Source organism: Ferrimicrobium sp., assembly GCA_022690815.1.
Classification (GTDB): domain Bacteria; phylum Actinomycetota; class Acidimicrobiia; order Acidimicrobiales; family Acidimicrobiaceae; genus Ferrimicrobium.
This window is the reverse complement of sequence record JALCZJ010000001.1, coordinates 19070-38468: the sequence shown is the minus strand read 5'-3', so window position 1 is coordinate 38468 and position 19399 is coordinate 19070. Positions and strand designations below refer to the sequence as shown.

General features: G+C 58.1%; 13 protein-coding genes. 7 read left to right on the top strand and 6 right to left on the bottom strand.

Annotated features, from left to right (window positions below; all coding sequences use genetic code 11):
* The first annotated feature begins 233 nt into the window (after positions 1-233).
* The 3 genes from MP439_00145 to MP439_00135 all read left to right on the top strand — a co-directional run bounded on the left by MP439_00145 (position 234) and on the right by MP439_00135 (position 4890).
* The gene (locus MP439_00145) at positions 234-1337 is read left to right on the top strand and encodes a DUF58 domain-containing protein (GenBank protein MCI2974485.1); all 1104 of its coding nucleotides are present in this window, start codon (positions 234-236) and stop codon (positions 1335-1337) included.
* Positions 1334-3409 (top strand): DUF3488 and transglutaminase-like domain-containing protein, encoded by a 2076-nt coding sequence (locus tag MP439_00140; GenBank protein ID MCI2974484.1) that lies wholly within the window; start codon positions 1334-1336, stop codon positions 3407-3409. The genes MP439_00145 and MP439_00140 overlap by 4 nt, the downstream gene beginning before the upstream one ends.
* A 518-nt stretch (positions 3410-3927) precedes the next feature.
* Positions 3928-4890 (top strand): MoxR family ATPase, encoded by a 963-nt coding sequence (locus MP439_00135; protein MCI2974483.1) that lies wholly within the window; start codon positions 3928-3930, stop codon positions 4888-4890.
* A 374-nt stretch (positions 4891-5264) separates the two neighbouring features.
* Here MP439_00135 and katG read toward each other — a convergent pair whose 3' ends face one another.
* The gene (gene katG / locus MP439_00130; protein ID MCI2974482.1) at positions 5265-7475 is read right to left on the bottom strand and encodes a catalase/peroxidase HPI; all 2211 of its coding nucleotides are present in this window, start codon (positions 7473-7475) and stop codon (positions 5265-5267) included.
* Between the two features lie 115 nt (positions 7476-7590).
* Positions 7591-8040, bottom strand: a complete 450-nt coding sequence (locus tag MP439_00125; protein ID MCI2974481.1) for a transcriptional repressor — start codon at positions 8038-8040, stop codon at positions 7591-7593.
* 186 nt (positions 8041-8226) lie between these two features.
* On the opposite strand from MP439_00125, the gene MP439_00120 reads away from it, so the two are divergent.
* Together MP439_00120 and MP439_00115 are read left to right on the top strand one after the other, a co-directional pair.
* Positions 8227-9801: an AAA family ATPase gene (locus MP439_00120; protein ID MCI2974480.1), complete on the top strand. Its 1575-nt coding sequence runs from the start codon at positions 8227-8229 to the stop codon at positions 9799-9801.
* A 263-nt stretch (positions 9802-10064) separates the two neighbouring features.
* Positions 10065-11564 (top strand): beta-lactamase family protein, encoded by a 1500-nt coding sequence (locus tag MP439_00115; GenBank protein MCI2974479.1) that lies wholly within the window; start codon positions 10065-10067, stop codon positions 11562-11564.
* Between the two features lie 355 nt (positions 11565-11919).
* On the opposite strand, the gene MP439_00110 is transcribed toward MP439_00115, so the two are convergent.
* A complete protein-coding gene (locus MP439_00110; GenBank protein ID MCI2974478.1) occupies positions 11920-12351 on the bottom strand; it encodes an OsmC family peroxiredoxin in 432 nt (143 codons plus the stop codon).
* 349 nt (positions 12352-12700) lie between these two features.
* Here MP439_00110 and aspS point away from each other — a divergent pair, with 349 nt between their 5' ends.
* On the top strand, positions 12701-14470 hold the full coding sequence (gene aspS / locus MP439_00105; protein ID MCI2974477.1) for an aspartate--tRNA ligase: 1770 nt from the start codon (positions 12701-12703) through the stop codon (positions 14468-14470).
* 2 nt (positions 14471-14472) lie between these two features.
* Positions 14473-15612, top strand: a complete 1140-nt coding sequence (locus tag MP439_00100; GenBank protein MCI2974476.1) for an AAA family ATPase — start codon at positions 14473-14475, stop codon at positions 15610-15612.
* 8 nt (positions 15613-15620) lie between these two features.
* On the opposite strand, the gene MP439_00095 is transcribed toward MP439_00100, so the two are convergent.
* From MP439_00095 to MP439_00085, 3 genes are all read right to left on the bottom strand, one after another.
* Positions 15621-16895 carry a cytochrome P450 gene (locus MP439_00095; GenBank protein ID MCI2974475.1) on the bottom strand — a complete coding sequence of 425 codons (1275 nt, stop codon included), beginning with the start codon at positions 16893-16895 and terminating at the stop codon, positions 15621-15623.
* 214 nt (positions 16896-17109) lie between these two features.
* On the bottom strand, positions 17110-18516 hold the full coding sequence (locus MP439_00090) for a M20/M25/M40 family metallo-hydrolase (GenBank protein MCI2974474.1): 1407 nt from the start codon (positions 18514-18516) through the stop codon (positions 17110-17112).
* A gap of 117 nt (positions 18517-18633) precedes the next feature.
* A complete protein-coding gene (locus tag MP439_00085) occupies positions 18634-19236 on the bottom strand; it encodes an MBL fold metallo-hydrolase (protein MCI2974473.1) in 603 nt (200 codons plus the stop codon).
* Positions 19237-19399 lie beyond the last annotated feature (163 nt).

Genomic DNA, 19399 nt, shown 5'->3' with positions numbered 1-19399 from the left:
GATCGTTGTCACCCCTGGAGGGTCTACTTTCGGTTGTCAGGAAGGGGCTTCTCAGCAGGTCAATCCGCTCAAATTTGCCCCCACCCCCACTCGAACACCTGCCAATAACGTGTTTGACCATCGCGTCGTTGCAAAGCCACACCGGCCCAACTCGCACCTCAGTGAGCGTTGGCTTCGCCCTGCATGCAGGGCAATCATTATGTTGTAACGTAGTTTTGCTAGCCTTAGTGCTCATGAGCATTCGGTTCCGGGGGGTAGTGGTTCTTGCGGGTACCCTCGTGTCGCTCTTGGTTGCACTTGCAGCCGGCGGCGCACTCGCTTGGCATTTGTTTGGCTTTCTTGCAGTTATCCTCGTCATCGTCGGCTACAGCCAGCTAGGGCCCCTCTCGGCGGTTGTCGTGACTCGACAACTAGCGCCTGGCCCTTACTACGCAGGCAGTTGGCTAGACGTCTCCCTCACCGTGTCGGGGACACGCTGGCCCTGGCTGCATCTGACAATGGTCGATTCCATCAAATCCTCCAACAACGAGTCAGAGCATCGATTCGTCCTCACCACAGTGGGGCGCACACGTCAGAATCTTCAGTATCGGCTCACCGACCTGCAACGCGGCCCATTGGAATTTGGACAGATAACGGTAGCGACAAGCGACTTCTTCGGCTTCTTCGAGCGATCGATCACGCTTGAGGATGAGTTGATTCACCTAAGAGTCTGGCCTAGAGTGCAGGCGCTGAGCAAAAGCGAGCTCAACAACTATCTTTGGCATGGCGACCAGCTCAACTCGAGTCGCACGCGCGCAGAACTCACCCATCTCCAAGGCATTCGTGAATACGTACCAGGCGATCGCCTCTCCCACGTGCACTGGAAGACGACAGCACACACTGGTGACTTCAAGGTCAAGTATTTCGAGCCAGAGAACAAGGCGGAGTTCATCGTCTTGTTGGATGCCTCGCATCATTTCACAGCAAACGACTGGGAACTAGCCGTTTCAATCGCGGCCTCGCTTGTGCTTCGGGCAAGTCGTTCACAACTCCTGTTGCGTGTTGTGGCACTCGACCAACCCATCCATCAGGCCCCACCAGCCGTCGGCCCTGAGACACTGAACATGGCGATGGATTTCTTGAGCGATCTGGGCCACCGCACTAGCGGCACGGCCGATGCAATTGAACCAACTCGCTTTGGCCAACACATGTTGGTCATCATTACCCAAGAGCGACGAGAGGCCTGGAGAGGACTAGCTGACTCAATTGTCGTCGTCGGGAGCGGCGGTACCACCAGTCTGGGTGACTGGCGAGCTAGCATCGCGCGAACCCCGATGCGTGCGAGCGTTGTGCGATGAATCGATCACTTTTACTCGGCCTCTGGGCAACCGCGCTACTGTGGCCATTCGTTCACTCGGGAGGCTACGCCGATGCATCGGTGCTGGCCCTCACACCTCTCTTACTCGAGCTCGCTGAAAACTGGCGACATTGGGTACTGCGGCTGATCCACTGGGGCGCAGTCCTCTATCTCCAACTTTGCCTCGCCTGGGGACGTTGGGCATCGATACGCTACATAGCAGCAGCCCTGCATCAGGTAACCCACAAGCTCGCTACGCTTCCACCGAGCCGGTGGACCCACATCAGTGCGCACCTTGGGACACCCGTCATCTTGATCGGTTGTTTGCTGGGTTGGTTGCTCTTTCGACCCTGCAAAAACTATGCAAGTGTGTTGACACTGTTGGTGGCGGGTATCGTTCTGATCGGCCTCGGCCACGCTGTTTGGGACCTGCCGGCCGAGTTCCCCCTCGCCGCCTATCTCATCGTTGGCATGATCATCCTGATCAGCGTCCATCACTCTGAGTCCGGTGGAACCGGCGTCGATATCGCGCGTCGGCCAGTCATCAACACGCTCGCCGCTGTGGTCGTGCTCGTTCCCCTCGCCATCGGGTTCGAACTCCCTGCACGGCCACCGGTCGATCTGGCGAACCTATTTCCTGGTCGCCTGAGCTCCTTTGGCACCACTTCGGCTACGACCGGATACGGAAATGGCGTCACCGTGATCGACCACTCCCTTGTACCGAGCAATGCACCCGTCTTCGTGGCACACTCAGAGGTGCCCTACTATTGGCAGGCCGCCACCTACAACACCTTTAACGGGCTGGGGTGGTCCAACAAAGGCCGATCCTCCACCTTCGAGCAACTGGCAGGCGGTAGCGACGTGCCAATACTCAGCCCCTACTTTGAGGGCAACAATGTCATCCAGGTTAGTACCACAATCTCAGATGCCTCCTCGCGCCCGCTCACCAACCTCTTTTATGCCGGCGACCCACTAAAGTTTTCCGTGACCGCGACTGTCCACGCAAGATCGGGGCGCATCGATGTCAATGGGGTGCGAAGCTATCGATTGACCGCCTTGGAACCCCTCGAGAACCCCGCTAGCCTGCGAGCCCAACGCCGGGGATCGACGCCTAAAGACCTCGCCGTCGACCTCGAGGTACCTTCGAATCTTTCTCCGAAGGTAAAGCAGTTGGCCCAGCGTGTCGCTCAAGGACTCCATGGAACCTATAACATCGCAACGGCGATCAAACGCTACCTCGACTCACATGATCGTTACTCCTACCAGGTCGGTCCAACAGCCCACGACATCGTCAATGAGTTTCTGTTCGTGGACCGTCAAGGGTATTGTGATCAATTTTCCACATCTTTCATCATGATGATGCGATCGCTTGGAATTCCGGCGCGTTGGGTCGTCGGATACGATCCCGGCACCTACGTCAGCAGCCGCGGGGGCTACCTCATCCGTCAAGTCGATGCCCATTCGTGGGCCGAGATTTGGATCAACGGCGCAGGCTGGGTGCCATTTGATCCAACCCCAGGCTTCAACTTCCCCAGCTACTCTCGGTCTTCGGCGACCAGCGGCACCAAACCGACGATCACAACACGAACACCAGCGACTCCGACTGCCGCCTACACCCCGCCGTCCTCTCTCAACGCCGATGCCCATCTCCGCAAAGTCTCGACTCCCCTGGGTCCCCGGAACGTTCATCACCCCGCCTCAACAAACGTCGGCGACGACGTCCTTGGGGCCCTGGCCTTACTCGTGTTGGTAAGTGCCCTCGTTTGGGGGTGGAGACAACACCGCACTGCCAATGACACGGTGCGCCAATGGATCGACCTTCAACGCGTATCCCGTCGTAGTTTCGGTGCCTCCGAATGGGAATCGGACAGTCCCCGAGAATGGGGGCGGGTTTGGATCCGACGTTTTCCAAGCGATAGCACGTTGATCTGGCCATTGGTGCGGCTTTTTGAACAGTCGTTCTACTCGAAAAAGCCCTTATCCGCACAGGAGGAGTCCGAGGCAAAGCAGCTCTGGCGCGTTCTTCGAGGGCGGGCACGCCGCCTCCATCGCTCCAACAAGGTCTCGACGTAAGAGCTGTTACATCCTTGTGTGTGATTGCAACAAGCACGTCTCACCGTCGCCTTGGCGCTAGCCACCAGATGACAGGGTTATCCACATCATCGATCGCGCTCTATTGTTGTTCACACGCCGAGTTGGGAAGTCATTGGCGGCGTGCACCGAGATACCTCCTCGACATGATCACCCGATGTTCATGTGCTGGTAGTGAACCGCAGTGGTGATGTCGTGTGATCTTCCTAGCGCCATCGTAGCGCGGGCCTCTTGGCCGAGCTCTGCGCCCCGACCCGACAGTCTCGCCAAGACCGGCATGAGCCTGATAGACGCTGATCGCTCGTTGTCACTGCTATCGTCGAAGTCGAGTAACCATAAACCCAGGTCGACACCATGAGCTAAGAGACACAAACTCCCAACCACCTTGGCAACCGCTCGCCGTCACGAGCCACGATTGCCGATTGTCCCAACAACTCTGTAGGATTTGTAATCAGTGCCAGCCAGCTTAAAAAATGGGGGTCCCGTTGGCGAATCGTTCGATGATCTCAGACACTTTGGATCAACTTGATCCTCAACTCGGCGGGATCGTCGACAATCTGGAGCGCAAAATCATCGGCAAGCGCCCGCTGATGGAGTTCATGGTCACCGCAGTGCTGGCCGAGGGTCACGTCCTCCTAGATGACGTACCAGGGGTCGGCAAGACAACGGCGGCTACCATGCTGGCGAGAAGTCTTGATCTCACCTATCGCCGCATCCAGTGCACACCGGACCTACTGCCAACCGACATCACCGGCGTCACGATCTTTCATCCTGGCACCCGCCAGTTCGAGTTTCACCCTGGTCCAGTCTTTGCAAACCTGGTCATTGCGGACGAGATCAATCGCACCTCGCCCAGAACCCAGAGCGCACTTTTGGAGGTCATGGAGGAGGGCCAGGTAACAGTCGATGGGGTCACCCACGTCCTGGCGCCGCCCTTCTTGGTCGTTGCCACCCAAAATCCAATCGAATACGAAGGGACGTTCTCGTTACCCGAGAGCCAGCTTGACAGGTTCCTCTTTAAGCTCTCAGTCGGCTATCCAACCGTCGACGAAGAGTCATCCATCCTCGCCCAATCCGACGATGAACTCTCCATCGACTCCGTGGAATCAGTCATCAGCCGCGACGATCTGTTGACTCGTATGAAAGCCGTACGCGAGGTGCATGTTTCCGATACGCTACGCAGCTACATCGCCAAACTCGCGGATGCGACTCGGACTTCCCCGCTGCTTGAGTTGGGAATGAGCCCACGCGCATCGTTAGCACTCTACCGAGCCTCGCAAGCCTGGGCGTTGTTGCATGCCCGTCAGTATGTTGTGCCAGACGATGTGGTAGCACTTGCCCCATTCGTGATCAAACACCGGCTCATCCTGTCGCGCACCGCAGGCAACCCCAGCACCCATCTCATGGATGATGTTTTTACCACTATCCTGCGAAGCGTGCCGATACCCCCTCTCGCCAAATAACTCCAGCAAACAAGCAGCTGAGCCACCGCTGAGGCAATTACTCCCGACCATGTCAATCCCATGAGTCCGGATGGGCGTCTCACGATCGTAGGTACAGAGAGCACCCCACTCCGACAACGCCAGCAATCGCGTAGCTCCTATCGCTTATGGTCCACCCAACCGACATCGAGCGCCATTGATGCAACAGACGCTCCACCAGGTGAGCCACCATCTCATTGGTCCAGTTCAACCGCGACAATGGCAAGTCATCGGCCACAGCTTGTCCATTGACAAGGCTGTCCATTGACAAGGCTGATCGAATGGGCGGGCAGTACGTCACCTGCCCGCCCAATCGATCAGCTACGTGCGTCTACATGGCCAGTCGATCGGTTCGATCAATCAAGATCGAATCGATCCAGGTTCATGACCTTGTCCCACGCTGTGACGAAGTCGTGAACGAATCGTGCTTGGGCATCGTCGTAAGCGTAGACCTCCCCGAGTGCTCGGAGTTGCGAGTTGGCACCAAACACGAGATCGACCGATGTCGCTGTCCAGCGGCGCTGGCCTGAGGCACGATCAAAGCCCTCGAACACCTGGTCATCATCCACAGCAGGCCGCCACTCAGTGCCCATATCGAGCAGATTGACGAAGAAGTCGTTGGTGAGGTTTCCCGGTCTCGCCGTCAATACTCCATGTGTCGAGTCCTGATAGTTGGCACCGATGACTCGCATACCACCAACGAGCACCGTCATCTCGGCCGCCGTAAGCGTCAGGAGATCGGCCCGCTCGACGAGCAAATGTTCGGCCGGGAGCTTTTCGGCCGCTCGGCGATAGTTACGGAATCCATCCGCGGTTGGCTCCAAGACGGCAAAGGAGGCAGCATCGGTCTGCTCGACGAGAGCGTCTGTGCGTCCAGGACGGAACGGAACGGAGATTTGATGACCGGCGTTGCGAGCTGCCTGCTCAACCCCCGCGCATCCGCCCAGGACGATCATGTCGGCCAACGAGATTCGTGTGCCATCCGAGGTCGAGGCGTTGAACTCACGGCGCAACCGCTCCAAGACCTCAAGCACCCTGGCCAACTCCGCTGGATTGTTGACCTCCCAGCTGCGCTGGGGCTCCAACCTGATCCGTGCTCCGTTGGCGCCGCCTCGCATATCGGTGCCGCGGAAGGTCACGGCCGACGCCCAAGCCGTCCGCACCAGTTGTGCGATCGATAGCTCGGACTCTGACACCATACGCTTGACGGTGGCAATCGCCACCTCGTCGACCAGTTTGTGATCGACTTTGGGCACCGGGTCTTGCCATATCTGGGGCTCGGACGGTACCAGTGGCCCCACATAGCGGGTGATCGGACCCATGTCACGATGGATCAGTTTGAACCAAGCCTTGGCGAACTCTTGACTCAACTCCTCGGGGTGCTCGTAGAAACGACGAGCGATCGGAGCGTAGATCGGGTCCTCTTTCAAGGCAATATCCGTCGTTAACATGACCGGTGCATGGCGCCTTGACGGATCGTGAGCATCAGGAACGGCGTCGCGAGCAGCGCCGCCTTTGGGTATCCACTGTTTGGCTCCGGAGGGGCTTGTGGTGAGCTCCCAGTCGAAACTGAACAGGTTCTCAAAGAATCCGTTGTCCCAGCGGATCGGATCATTGGTCCACGCACCCTCGAGCCCGCTGGTCCAGGCATCGCCTCCTTTGCCGGTCCCATACAGATTCTTCCATCCAAGCCCCTGTTGCTCAAGTGGTGCACCCTCAGGTTCGGGCCCGATATAGCGCTCTGGATCAGGAACAGCGCCATGCGTCTTCCCAAAGGTATGACCACCAGCTATCAATGCGACGGTCTCAACATCGTTCATCGCCATCCTGGCAAACGTCTCCCTGATATCTCGAGCCGCAGCCAAGGGGTCAGGGTTGCCGTTTGGCCCCTCCGGGTTGACGTAAATGAGTCCCATCTGCACAGCGCCGAGAGGATTGGCCAACTCTCGGTCTCCGCTGTAGCGTTCATCGCCAAGCCAAGTATCCTCTGGACCCCAATAGGCGTCCTCTTCAGGACCCCAGATGTCCTCACGGCCAAAGCCGAAACCGAAGGTCTTAAACCCCATCGACTCTAACGCACAGTTTCCAGCAAAGACGATCAAATCTGCCCACGAGAGGTTACGGCCGTACTTTTGCTTCACTGGCCACAGGAGTCGGCGCGCCTTGTCAAGGCTGACATTGTCTGGCCAGCTATTGATCGGAGCAAAACGCTGATCACCGTTACCAGCTCCACCACGACCATCAGCGATCCGGTAGGTGCCGGCGTCGTGCCATGCCATGCGAATGAAGAGGGGACCGTAATGACCATAGTCAGCCGGCCACCACTCCTTTGAATCACGCATCACCGCATCGATATCGCGGCGCAATTGCTCAACGTCGAGACTCTGCAGCGCCCGTGCGTAGTTAAACCCATCATCGAATGGGTCCTTTGGCGCCGCGTGCTGTGCAAGTATCCGAAGATTGAGTTGATCGGGCCACCAGTCTCGAATTGACCTACTCCCGAGCGCCGTCGGGCTGTGCAACACCGGGCATGTACCTTCTTCTTCATGAGGTTGTTGTATGGACATCTTCTACCTTCCTTTCTTGTACTTCCTTCTCCGAAATCGGTCAACATAGACCGATTGACCATGAATGAGACCTTGTTTGCTAGCTGGTCCTGGGCCAAATTGAAGCGATGCCAGCTCATCCGAGCGCCTTAACCTGGTCAATGCTGACCTGGCAACGAGGACAGACACCCCAATACGTCACCTCAGCTTCATCAAGTATGAACCCATGAGCCTGCGATGGAGTGAGGCACGGGCGCTCTCCCACCGCACAATCAACGTCTTGGATGACGCCACAGCCACGACACACCACATGGTGGTGGTTGTCTTGCACGCGCAGCTCATAGAGCGGGACACTTCCGGCTGGTTCGATGCGCCGTACTACACCAACCCTGGCAAACGCGCCCAACGCATTGTAAACCGCCTGCGGAGAGACCGATCCAAGGTCGATGCTGACCTGATGGATGATAGCTTCGGTGGTCGCGTGAGGATGCGAATCCAGGGCAACCAAGACCGCAACGCGCACCGCAGTGACCCTCAGGCCATTGGCACGCAGCAATTGAATCAGCTGTTCGCGATCGCTCGACACATCCCCTCCAACAATCAGTATAGACCCATTTCTTTCTTAGATCGACTCCATTATAGCACTGGGCACCACATTGTGAGATCATGCCCTTTGTTACCATCCTGGTCTGCATCTCAGGCGTTGGGACACCCGAGCAGTCAAATCGCCGTCGATGTCCACTTGCCAGCTCGACCTGGTAGGGTCTCTGTGATGCGACAGGCACAAGCGATGACGAGGCTCATGGCAGGCGACTCTGTCTTCCTCACGGGTGCACCGGGATCTGGAAAATCCTATGTCCTGCGCCAGTTCGTCGGTTTGGCTGCCCGTGGCGGCAAGGTCGTCGCCGTGACCGCGTCGACAGGGATTGCCGCAACCCAGATCGGTGGGCAGACGATTCACTCATGGTCCGGAATCGGCATTCGCGACCGACTCAGCGAACGCGACCTCGAAACTCTAGTGTCCAAGGATCGCTTGGTACACCGTTACATTACGACCGATATCCTCATCATCGACGAGGTCTCGATGCTTGCCGGCAACTTCTTGGCGATGCTGGACACCTTGGCTCGAGCCATGCGAGGTATGGATGCGCCATTCGGGGGGATCCAAATGGTTCTCGTTGGCGACATGTTCCAGTTGCCCCCGATCAATCGCGAGTCGAGCGAGAGCGACTTCGCCTTTCAATCCGCCGCGTGGCGGGATCTTGACCCCGTTTCCTGCTACCTAACCGAACAACACCGCCAGTCAGACAGCATCGATGACAAGCTCGCAACCGTGCTAGGGGCGATGCGGAACGGGAGTTTTGATCCATCCCATCGCGAGATCCTCAACGAGCGCATCGGCCTTCGACCAAGTGGCAACTTCGACCCCACCCATCTGTACTCACATAACGTCGATGTTGATGCCATGAACGCCCGCCGGCTTGCGAGTCTTAACGCCACAGCACGCACCTACGTAATGGAGGTGCGTGGCCCCAAGGCGCTGACCGAACCGATGCAACGTGGAATTCTTGCGCCGCAAGAGCTGGTACTCAAAGTCGGCGCTGAGGTGATGTTTGTGGCCAATGACCAAAACCTTCGCTATGCCAACGGTTCTCTTGGACGAGTCGTCGACCTATCCGGCACATGGCCAAGTATCGAATTGTTGACGAGTTCGCGCACGATCACCGTCGAGCCCCATGCCTGGGTACTCGAAGAAGACGGAGTCAATCGGGCCGAGATACGTCAGGTACCACTGCGCTTAGCCTGGGCGATAACGATCCACAAGAGCCAGGGCATGAGCTTGGACGCCGCAGAGATCGATCTCTCTCGGTCATTCACCCCGGGGATGGGCTATGTGGCGCTTTCACGCCTTCGGAGCCTCGACGGTCTCTACCTCAAAGGTCTCAATGCCATGGCCCTGAAACTGCACCCAGCGATCTTTGATTTTGACGCCAAAGCCCAACAACGATCGAAGCAACTCGAAGCAACGACCGAGGACTTTGTCGCCGATGCCAAGCCAAGTCACGAGTCATCCGTGCCCTCATTGCAGGTTGACCTGGACCTGGACCTCTTGGGAAGGCTCAAAGCATGGCGGCGAGAGCAAGCGCAGCGAGAGGGTGTACCGGCCTACGTCATCGCCCATGACATCATGTTGGCCGAGCTCACTATGCGCCTGCCGAGAAACGCCTTTGACCTCCGACGCGTCAAGGGAATGGGGGCTACCAGGGTAGAGCGGTATGGCGACGCCATTATCGCGATCATCACGAACCACCTGGAGCCATCGCCAACACAGGACTCGCTCTTCTAGCCGCTCCCTTTTTGATCGCCGACAGCATAATCAAAGATACGGAGCTATTGCGAGCAAAGCAAGAGACTTGCACGTTAGCTGCCCAATGCGGCGCGGCTGGCCGAAGCGAACTTGCCAGCGGGGCTCCTTACCAAGACTCGATGCGTCCCTTTGTTGCGCGCCACCGAGCCCCAGTGCGTGGCCGATCTCTGGGCGCCCACCATCTTGGACATCTCGCGAGTGCCAACGATGGTTTGTCCCGCGCGATCAGGTAGGGTTCCACTATGTCAGAACTCCAACACCCGAATCCCTTCGGTGGGGCCGACGACCTCGCTGCCTCACCGGTTGGTCCCCTCCTCGCCAGCAGCGCTGTGGCGATCGATGACCTGTTCTTGCGTTTTCTCGAGATCCACCCGACGCCAGGATTAGCCTGGGGTCTCGTCGACCGAGCAGGGCTCGTGCACACCGGTGCCCACGGCTATGCCGACGTGTCCGCCAAAGCCAGCGCCAGCGGGCATCATGTTTTTCGGATTGCGTCGATGACGAAGAGCTTTACTGCGCTGAGCGTCCTAAGCCTACGCGATGCAAACAAGCTCCACCTCGACGACCCGGCACAACATTGGCTCGCCGAACTCCAAATCTGCGAAGGTCTCGATGACGACTCCAGCCCTATCACGATTCGCCAACTCTTGTCGATGGCAGCTGGCCTCGTCGAGGACGACCCTTGGGCCGATCGGCAACTCTCAATGTCCGAGCACTCCTTTGGGGAGCTACTCGCCGCTGGAATCGGTCTCGACCTCGCTCCATCGTCAGCGTTCGAATATTCCAACCTCGGCTACGCCATGCTCGGAGCGATTCTCAAAAGGGCGAGCGGATACGATCTTGGTTCGTTTGCGACCGAACACATTCTTGGACCGCTCCAAATGTCGGCAACCACGTGGAATCTACCGGAGGTTGATCCCAGAGTCCTTGCCAAAGGTTACAGCCTCAAGAGCGATCAATGGTTGCCAGAACCGCTTCTCCACGACGGAGCATTCGGCGCCATGGGCGGACTCGCCTCAACCATCGAGGATCTTGCCCGATGGGTCTCACTGCATCTCAATGCATGGCCGGTAGGGACGCATGCCGTCCCCTCCGAACTTTTTGGCATCAAAGCATCAACCCTTCGCGAAATGGCCACCGTTCACACCGTCATGGCTCACCCGAGAAACGAGCAGCCAGGTGTTGTGGCGCAAGGATACGGTTACGGATTGATGATTGCCCATCATCAGCAGCTTGGACGAATCGTGGGCCATAGCGGTGGCCTCCCTGGGTTTGGTTCTCGGATGGAGTGGCTTCCCGACTATGGCGTGGGTCTTATCGCCTTAGCCAATCGCACCTACACTCCCCTCACCGACGTCGTACGACAGGGATTGACGTACCTTGTCGACAAGGGATTCGTCTCCACAGAGCCTCACGTCGTCTCCGACGACTTACACCGGGTCTACGATGCGATCATCATGACCTACGAACAGCCAGAACAGACGCAAACGCTCTACGACGTGGCTCTGCCTACCTATTTTCTTGATCGTGACGACGACCGCAGACCACCGAACTTCGCTGCACTCCGGGCCAGGTACGGACCACTCATCGCACCTGCTCCCCTCGTCGCAACAGGTCTGTTACGCGGATCCTGGTCGATGCCGTGCGAGGCCGGCACGTTCACCGTTGAGGCGATGCTTGGACCCATCAAGCCCCACAAACTCCAGTTCCTCCGGGTCACTGAGGAGCCACAGCAAGGATAACATCCGTTGCCATCAGCGCCTTCGACCTGCAATGGTCGGGTGTAAGCAAAGGTGTTGTAAGCAAAGGTATCGTACTCACCTGTTGAATACAGCCAATCAAACCTATGACCGATCGAAGGCCGTGTGGCTGTTAGCACAGCTCCACAGCCCAGGGCCGGTCAGCTCAGGTTAGACCGTACCAGGTCGGTCAGGCTCACCACGTTCAACGGGGACCCGTTGTCGAGGGTGGTCATCAACCCAAGGGTTTGTAGCCGACAACAGAAGTACTTCGCACGCGACATAACTCTGCGTGCTTGGTGACCCTGCACACCAGGTCGCTCTGGGTGCTTGATGGCGATTATTTCGAAACGTTGATCTAGCGGAACGTCAAATCGATCGTGGTGCCTGCAAGTGCCTTACTCACCGGGCAGCCGTCTTTTGCAGCGTCGGCAATATCGCGGAACTGGGTCTCGTCGACTCCATCCGCGTGACCACCGACAGATAACTCGATGCGCCCAATCTCGAACCCGCCGGCCGAATCCGGCCCAAGATGCACCTTCGCACCAATTTCGAGATGGATATCAGTACCACCTGCAGCCCCGAGTAGGGCAGAAAACTGCATGGCAAAACACGACGTGTGCGCTGCCGCAATGAGCTCCTCTGGGCTGGTAACCCCACCAGCAACATCACGAGCCCGGGTCGGAAAGGAGACATCGTAGCTCGCTAGCCCTGAGCTTGTTAGCGTGACGACACCACGACCCTCCTCTAACGTTCCGTTCCAGACGGTTTCGGCTTCTCGCATTGGCATGATCTTTCCCTCTCATTCTCGACTACAACACACTCTAGGTTCGACTTGCGGCGAACGCCAACGTCCAATCGGGGATACAAGCTGAACGCGCGAACCATTCGGCCGACTTGCGACCACCAACCTGCGATCCCCATTGGCTTCATCGGCGGTGTTATTTTTATTCAATCGCATCAAAACTCTTGGGAGTACCCACCACGACGATGCCCGATGCATCGCATATGGCGACCGAACTCTGGCACTGGTTGGTGATGGGCAATGAGCAAGGTCGCCCCGGAGCAGGCGTATCGCTGGCATTCTCCCGTAGGATGGTAGGTCGATTCGCTTGCATCCTATGGAAGGAATTCTTCTCATGTTATCATTCGACTATCAGGACAAGCTGCCTGAGCCAGCCGGCCTTAGGACAGCCTATGCCGGTTCGCTCAACGAGTCCAACATCGATGCGGTAGTTAAGGTCTGTGGCTGGGTTAATCGCATCCGCGAACACGGCGAGCATCTCGTGTTCGTCGACGTCCGCGATTACACCGGTATCATCCAATGCGTCGTCCCGAGGACCGAAAACCTCCACCCTGAATGGGTGGTGCAGATCACCGGCACTGTGACCCGACGTCCAGAGGGCACCGAGAACACCCAGATCGCATCGGGTCGGATTGAATTACGCGATCCCAGCGTGAAGGTTCTCGCGCAATCCGACCCCCTGCCGTTCTCTCTCGATGATCGGATCGAGCTCGATGAAGCAACGCGACTGCACTATCGATACGTCGACCTACGCAGATCCCGCATGCAACGCAACCTTCGACTACGATCAGTCGTCAACGGCGCCATTCGGAGATCGATGGACGAGCAGGGCTTTGTCGAAATTGAAACGCCACTGCTTTGGACCCCTACCCCTGAAGGAGCTCGTGAATTTCTCGTTCCATCGCGTACGCAACCCCAGAACTTCTACGTGTTACCGCAATCTCCACAGATCGCAAAACAGCTGCTCATGGTGGCTGGCTTTGACCGTTATTATCAGATTGCACGTTGTCTGCGAGACGAGGATCTGCGAGCCGATCGGCAGTTCGAATTCACCCAACTCGACCTTGAGGCCTCATTCGTCACCCAAGATGATATTCATAGCTTCATATCCCACTCGATCCGAGCAGTCGTCGCCGCCGTCAGTCCTGAGACGACCGTCGACATCGACAAAATCACCTGGCGAGAGGCGATGAACCGTTACGGCACCGACAAGCCTGATCGTCGTTTCGGCGCCGAGCTCCACGATGTAACCGCCGTCTTCGCCACGACCAGCGTGAACGCCTTGCGTGCGCCAAGCGTGCAGGCCATGATCGCACCGTTGGCACTGAGTCGAGCACGCCTCGACGAGCTGGTGGAGCGCGCAAAGGCGCTAGGAGCCAAGGGGCTCCTCTGGCTTCGCGTTGAGGAGGGGGACGCTGGACTGGTGCTGAACTCGCCGGTATCAAAATTCTTAACCGACGCCGAACAAGGCCAGCTCACGGGCGCCCTGAACGCCAAGGCAGGAGACACCATCTTGATGGTAGCCGACGAGTGGGAGCGTGCGGTGACGATCCTAGGGCAGATTCGACTCGGCCTCGGCAGGCAACTCGCAAGCGATGATGTCCTCGACTTCTTTTGGGTGGTGGATTTCCCGCTCTTTGAAGGACTCGACGACTCCGGTTCACCGGTCTCGGCACACCACCCCTTCACGATGCCCAACGAAGAGGACTTCGCGCTCCTCGACACGGACCCACTCGCGGTTCGCTCACAGTCCTACGATCTGGTGCTCAATGGCTGGGAGCTTGGCTCGGGATCCATCCGTATCCACGACTCCTCGATCCAGTCGAGAATCTTCAAGGTGCTTGGCATCGACGAGGAGACCGCGCGGTCACGTTTTGGCTTCCTGCTCGACGCCTTCAAGTATGGCGCCCCACCACATGGGGGCTTCGCTTTTGGCATCGATCGCCTCAGTGCGCTGCTGGCTGGAGAGGAGAATATCCGCGAACTCATCGCCTTCCCGAAGACTCAAAGTGGTTCGGATCTCATGACTGGCGCACCCAAGCAAATCGCAACCGAGACGCTGACACAGCTCGGGTTGCGAACAACCACACGCGCCAAGGACTGATCATGGACGAGCTGTTCCGCCAAGAACTCGATCCCAAACGGATTCCATTGGCGGTGCGGCTTCGTCCAACATCGCTTGATAGCGTTCGTGGACACGAGGATCTCACCGGCGTCGATGGCCTCCTCCGGCGTAGTGTCACGGGATTGGCTCCCTTTGCTATCGTGCTCACCGGCCCACCAGGAGTCGGGAAGACCACCATTAGCTCCTTGCTGGCCAGTGAGCGTAAGGCGCGCTTTGTCCCTCTTTCGGCCACGACACTCGGCGTCAAAGACATCAAAGATCTCGCTATGTCTGGTCAACGGCTTCGAGAACTCGGCGACGTTGAGCCCGTCTGCTTCATCGACGAGATTCATCGTCTCACACGAACCCAACAGGACGCGCTATTGCACCCCGTGGAGGACGGCGCATTCTCGCTCGTAGGTGCCACTACCGAGAATCCCTATGTCACACTCAGCCCTGCTCTGCTCTCACGCATCGACGTCGTTCGTCTTGGACCGCTTCCCGACGAGGTACTTGGCGATCTCATTCGCAACGCAGCCGAATCCGAGGGGATGGCCATCCACACCTCGGCTGTCCGCCAGATCGTCGATCACGCTAACGGTGATGCTCGTTCAGCACTGCGTATGCTGGAGCGGGCGATCATCTACACGCCGAAGCGCCCTGGGGGCACACCGACGATCGAGCGGTTGGAATCGTTGCCAGAATCGGTTGGCATCGACCGGTCGTCACACTACGAGATGACCTCTGCACTGATCAAATCGATGCGCGCCTCCGACACCGCTGGCGCGATCGATTGGCTCGCCCACCTACTGGTCGCCGGCGACGATCCGCGATTTATCGCCAGACGACTCGTCATCTTCGCAGCAGAAGATATCGGTCCAGATGACCCCGATGCGCTGCACTACAGCGATGCCGCCTACTCCACCGTTGAACGGATCGGCATGCCCGAGGCCAGAATCGTGCTGGCGGCGGCCGTCCTGCGCCTGTGCGAGGCACCAAAGTCGCGACGTGCCATTGATGCAATCGATGAGGCGATGGGCCGAGCGGCCAAATCGCAGAGCCAACCGGTGCCACAACACCTTCGAGGGTCCATCACCGGTATCGAGGAGCGGTACCAGTCTCGCCCATCAAGCGATGTCTGACATCTGTGCTACCCGCACATCGGGAGCCGCTTGACACCGGCTATGAAGTTCGACACCAGCATCTCAGGCTCACCCAGGAGCTCATGATCGGGCATCGACGTCAGGACTTCGCGAAGCACGGCGACGATCTCGGCACGAGCAAGGTGGGCACCAAGACAGTAGTGGGGCCCATAGCCGCCAAAACCAAGATGTCGGGTACCTTCACGATCAAGGCGGAACCGATACGGATCAGCAAAGACCGACTCATCACGGTTCGCCGATGGATACATCAACAGCACTCGATCGCCCGTCGCCAACGGTATCCCTGACAGCTCGGTGGGGCGTGCGACCGTCCGACGCATCCAGACCACGGGGGACGCCAGGCGGACAACCTCGTCGGCGGCGTTGTTGAGCTTGCTGGCACTCATATCCGCGATCAGCGCACGACGCTCAGCCGCAAACGCCGAAAGCGCCACCATCCCGACACTCAGCGCGTTGCGTGTCGTCTCGTTACCCGCAACGAGCAAGAGAATAAAGAACGATGCCAGTTCACTGGGTGAGAGATGGGTGCCATCCACGTCGGCGTCAAGGAGCGCGCTCATGACGGTATCCGGATCATGGTTGGTCCGAGCCAAGTCACCCATGAATTCAGTCAGCTCCAACGCAGCTGTCAGGATCGACTCATCCGGGCTCATCTCTGGGGCCAGAAACTCTGGGTCAAGTGCACCGAGAATACGTTGGGATCGCTCGAGGACAAACTGGTCATCGTCTGGCGAAATGCCCATAATCTCACCGATAATGCGCAGCGGGAGTGGAGCCGCGATCGCACGCACAAAGTCAAAGGTACCCTGTTCTTTGGCCTCACGGACGAGACGTTGGGCGACGATACCAATCTCGGCGTCGAGGCGCTCAATGCGCCGCGGCGTAAACGCGCGCAACACGACCCGCCTCAGGTGGGCATGCCGTGGATCATCGGTGTTGATCAACGATCCAAAGAACTCCAAGAACTCCTCTGGCAGATCGATGATCGAAACGGCACCACGGCCAGACATGAAGGTCTCCGGATCACGTGATGCCGACAACACATCGCCATAGCGCATTACAGCGTAGTACGAGCCCTGTTGGGTCTCGTCGGCGAGCAGCCACTCAGGGATTGGGAATTCGGACACCGGCCGCTCTCTGCGAAGCGTCCTGAAGGCTCCTTCGCGTAGTGCGTGCGGCAGCTGCCAAAAACCAAGATCGGAGAGATCGATTTCATGGGCTGCGAGTTCCTCGACTGGTTCGAACCAACCGTCTACCGACATCTTGCACCTCGATTCGACAACGCCATCGCCTATCCAAGGTTAGTGGGCCAAAAGCAAGTGAGCAAGGCTGGATCAACTAATAAGACTACTACGACAAGGCCCTGACTGAATAAACCGTAACGAGCTAACCCCTGCTGATCTCACGTAGACAAGGGGTGGCTCATCGCATCGGTGCGCCCATGCTGACAAGGTTCGAGCTCAGCGAAAACCGTGCTCAGCTTGGGAACGACGCTAACAGATGGGCCAAGCTCGTTGCGACACCGATGGCGGCGGGAAGATGCAGCGACTCATCCGGCCCATGGGCATTGCTCTTGGGTCCAAGTGCACCAGTGGCGACAAAATCGGCGTTCGGGAACCGCTCGCCCAAGGTCGCCATGAACGGAATCGAACCGCCCTCACCACAGAACGCTACTGGTGCCCCAAAACCCAACCTCGACCCCTCATCGAGCGCTCGTGCAAGCCATGGGCTTGGATCCTTTGCCACCCACCCTTGCGCCGGTGACTCCACCTCCACCTCAACCTCGCAACGATAGGGCACGTCAGCCGTTAGCAACGCAACCAGCTGCTGCTGTGCCAACACGGCATCCACCGTCGGTGGCAGTCGCAATGAGATCTTGCCAGTGGTGTGTGGCCGCAACACGTTGCCGCCATCGCTCACCGAAGGTACTCCATCGATACCGATGAACGACAACGATGGACGCCAGGTCTGATTCAGGATTCGATCCGCTCCGTCTGTCCCCATGAGCTGCGTGGAGCCAACGAGCGGAAAAAGCTCCTGCAGCGGATCACCTAACTCGCGCGCGAGTTTCTCAGCCTGGTCGCGATGGAACGCTGGAATCTCTCCGTTGAGGAAAGCCGGTTGCACGACACCAGTCTCGGCGTCCTCGATACGAGATAGCAAGGTGCGCAGAATGCGAAAAGACGAGGGTACCACACCACCAGCCTCTCCGGAGTGAACCCCATTACTAAGGACACTGACCTTGATCGCCATCACGAGGTTTCCTCGCAACGATGACGTCACCCACAGGCGCCCAAAGTCAAGTCCCCCTGAGTCCAAGCACACGACCAGACGGATGTCACCGACCCCAGGGAGTAACTCGTCGAGGTGAGCATCGAGGTCAGGGCTGCCGCTCTCCTCACAGGCCTCAACCACAAGGACGCAACGAGGATAGCTAGCACCCCTCTTGGCCAACTCCTCGAGCACTGTGATCACCAGAGGAGCCGCGTAACCATCGTCGACCATCCCACGTCCGAAGAGATTGTCACCGACCAACCGAGGGTGGAACGGATCAAACCCCGACGACCATGGATCATTGGCTGGCTGTTTGTCTAGATGCCCATAGAGCAGGACGGCCCCATCGCCTGCATCCTGGGTGCCAGGAACTTCCACAACGAGGAGTGGAGTTCTACCTTCAATCCGTTGAATCCGGGTCGTTAAACCAGGGATTGCTTTCGTCGCAATCCAGTCCTGATAGAGCGCCATCGCTCGTTCGATGTGCCCACTCGCGCTCCACTCATGATCAAAGGCTGGGGACAATGAGGGGATCGTACCGTAATCGGATAGCAGGGAGACCACGTCTCCTTTAATCGTCGCTTCAAGACTGTTGCGTAAAGACTCCATGACCTCGACCCTAGCGGCTTGGTGGCCTCCCGGCCACAGCTCCATCGTCTTGCGCCCACGCGGCCGTCTCCATACTCACAACCATCTTTGATGCTGGTGGCGATGTACCGTCAACGTCTAGAGGACCGGCTCCTTGGAGCTCAATCGAAACGGCCTCCCATGCCCTGGGATAATCCAATCCGGAGCCAGCTCGAGGACCCGACGACGCGATTGGAGCAACTGATCAGCACTGGGCGCATAGGGATCTTCTAGTGGCCCATCCTCGGTCCACCACAGATGGGTGTACACGCAAAGACCATCGCTGGTCGAGACCGCCACGCTCATATCCTCGCGAGTATGGCCAGGCGTCTCAAGGAGGAGAACATGGGGAGCAACCCGATACCCCTCTGCCGGGCGACTTGTCCACTGATCACCTCGGTAGATGGCGTGATAGTCATGCACCCGGGCGCGTTCGAACAAACCGACATGGAAGGTATGGTCCAAATGATGATGACTCAGCACCACATCGGTCACCTTCTCGGGACCGATCCCAATGCTCGCCATCGGTCCAAGGATTTCATCCCTGGACGCAACCATGCCGGGATCGATGACGATCACTCGCTCCTCTTCTAGCAACAACAACACAGTGCCGGTCACGCCTGGCTCGAGGCTGCCTACATGTACCACAAGGCACAGACATTGTTCGCCTAAAACTCCGAAGCGTTGCAAAAATCTCTCCATCTATCGTCGCTATCGACGCATTCCGTTGTCCAAACCCTTAATGCGATCGTAACCCGCTGAAAAGCCAGCAGCGTCAACATCACATATTCAGACCGACCGATCACCCAGCGAACCGTCATTGAGCGCTATCCGCTGTGGTGCAGCCACAATCGGTCGTCGACCA

What these genes read in the sequence shown, in the direction of transcription:
- MP439_00145 (MCI2974485.1), top strand. Translation starts at nt 234, where the DNA reads ATGAGCATTCGGTTCCGGGGGGTAGTGGTTCTTGCGGGTACCCTCGTG.
- MP439_00140 (MCI2974484.1), top strand. Translation starts at nt 1,334, where the DNA reads ATGAATCGATCACTTTTACTCGGCCTCTGGGCAACCGCGCTACTGTGG.
- MP439_00135 (MCI2974483.1), top strand. Translation starts at nt 3,928, where the DNA reads ATGATCTCAGACACTTTGGATCAACTTGATCCTCAACTCGGCGGGATC.
- katG (MCI2974482.1), bottom strand. Translation starts at nt 7,475, where the DNA reads ATGTCCATACAACAACCTCATGAAGAAGAAGGTACATGCCCGGTGTTG.
- MP439_00120 (MCI2974480.1), top strand. Translation starts at nt 8,227, where the DNA reads ATGCGACAGGCACAAGCGATGACGAGGCTCATGGCAGGCGACTCTGTC.
- MP439_00115 (MCI2974479.1), top strand. Translation starts at nt 10,065, where the DNA reads ATGTCAGAACTCCAACACCCGAATCCCTTCGGTGGGGCCGACGACCTC.
- MP439_00110 (MCI2974478.1), bottom strand. Translation starts at nt 12,351, where the DNA reads ATGCCAATGCGAGAAGCCGAAACCGTCTGGAACGGAACGTTAGAGGAG.
- aspS (MCI2974477.1), top strand. Translation starts at nt 12,701, where the DNA reads ATGTTATCATTCGACTATCAGGACAAGCTGCCTGAGCCAGCCGGCCTT.
- MP439_00100 (MCI2974476.1), top strand. Translation starts at nt 14,473, where the DNA reads ATGGACGAGCTGTTCCGCCAAGAACTCGATCCCAAACGGATTCCATTG.
- MP439_00095 (MCI2974475.1), bottom strand. Translation starts at nt 16,895, where the DNA reads ATGTCGGTAGACGGTTGGTTCGAACCAGTCGAGGAACTCGCAGCCCAT.
- MP439_00090 (MCI2974474.1), bottom strand. Translation starts at nt 18,516, where the DNA reads ATGGAGTCTTTACGCAACAGTCTTGAAGCGACGATTAAAGGAGACGTG.
- MP439_00085 (MCI2974473.1), bottom strand. Translation starts at nt 19,236, where the DNA reads ATGGAGAGATTTTTGCAACGCTTCGGAGTTTTAGGCGAACAATGTCTG.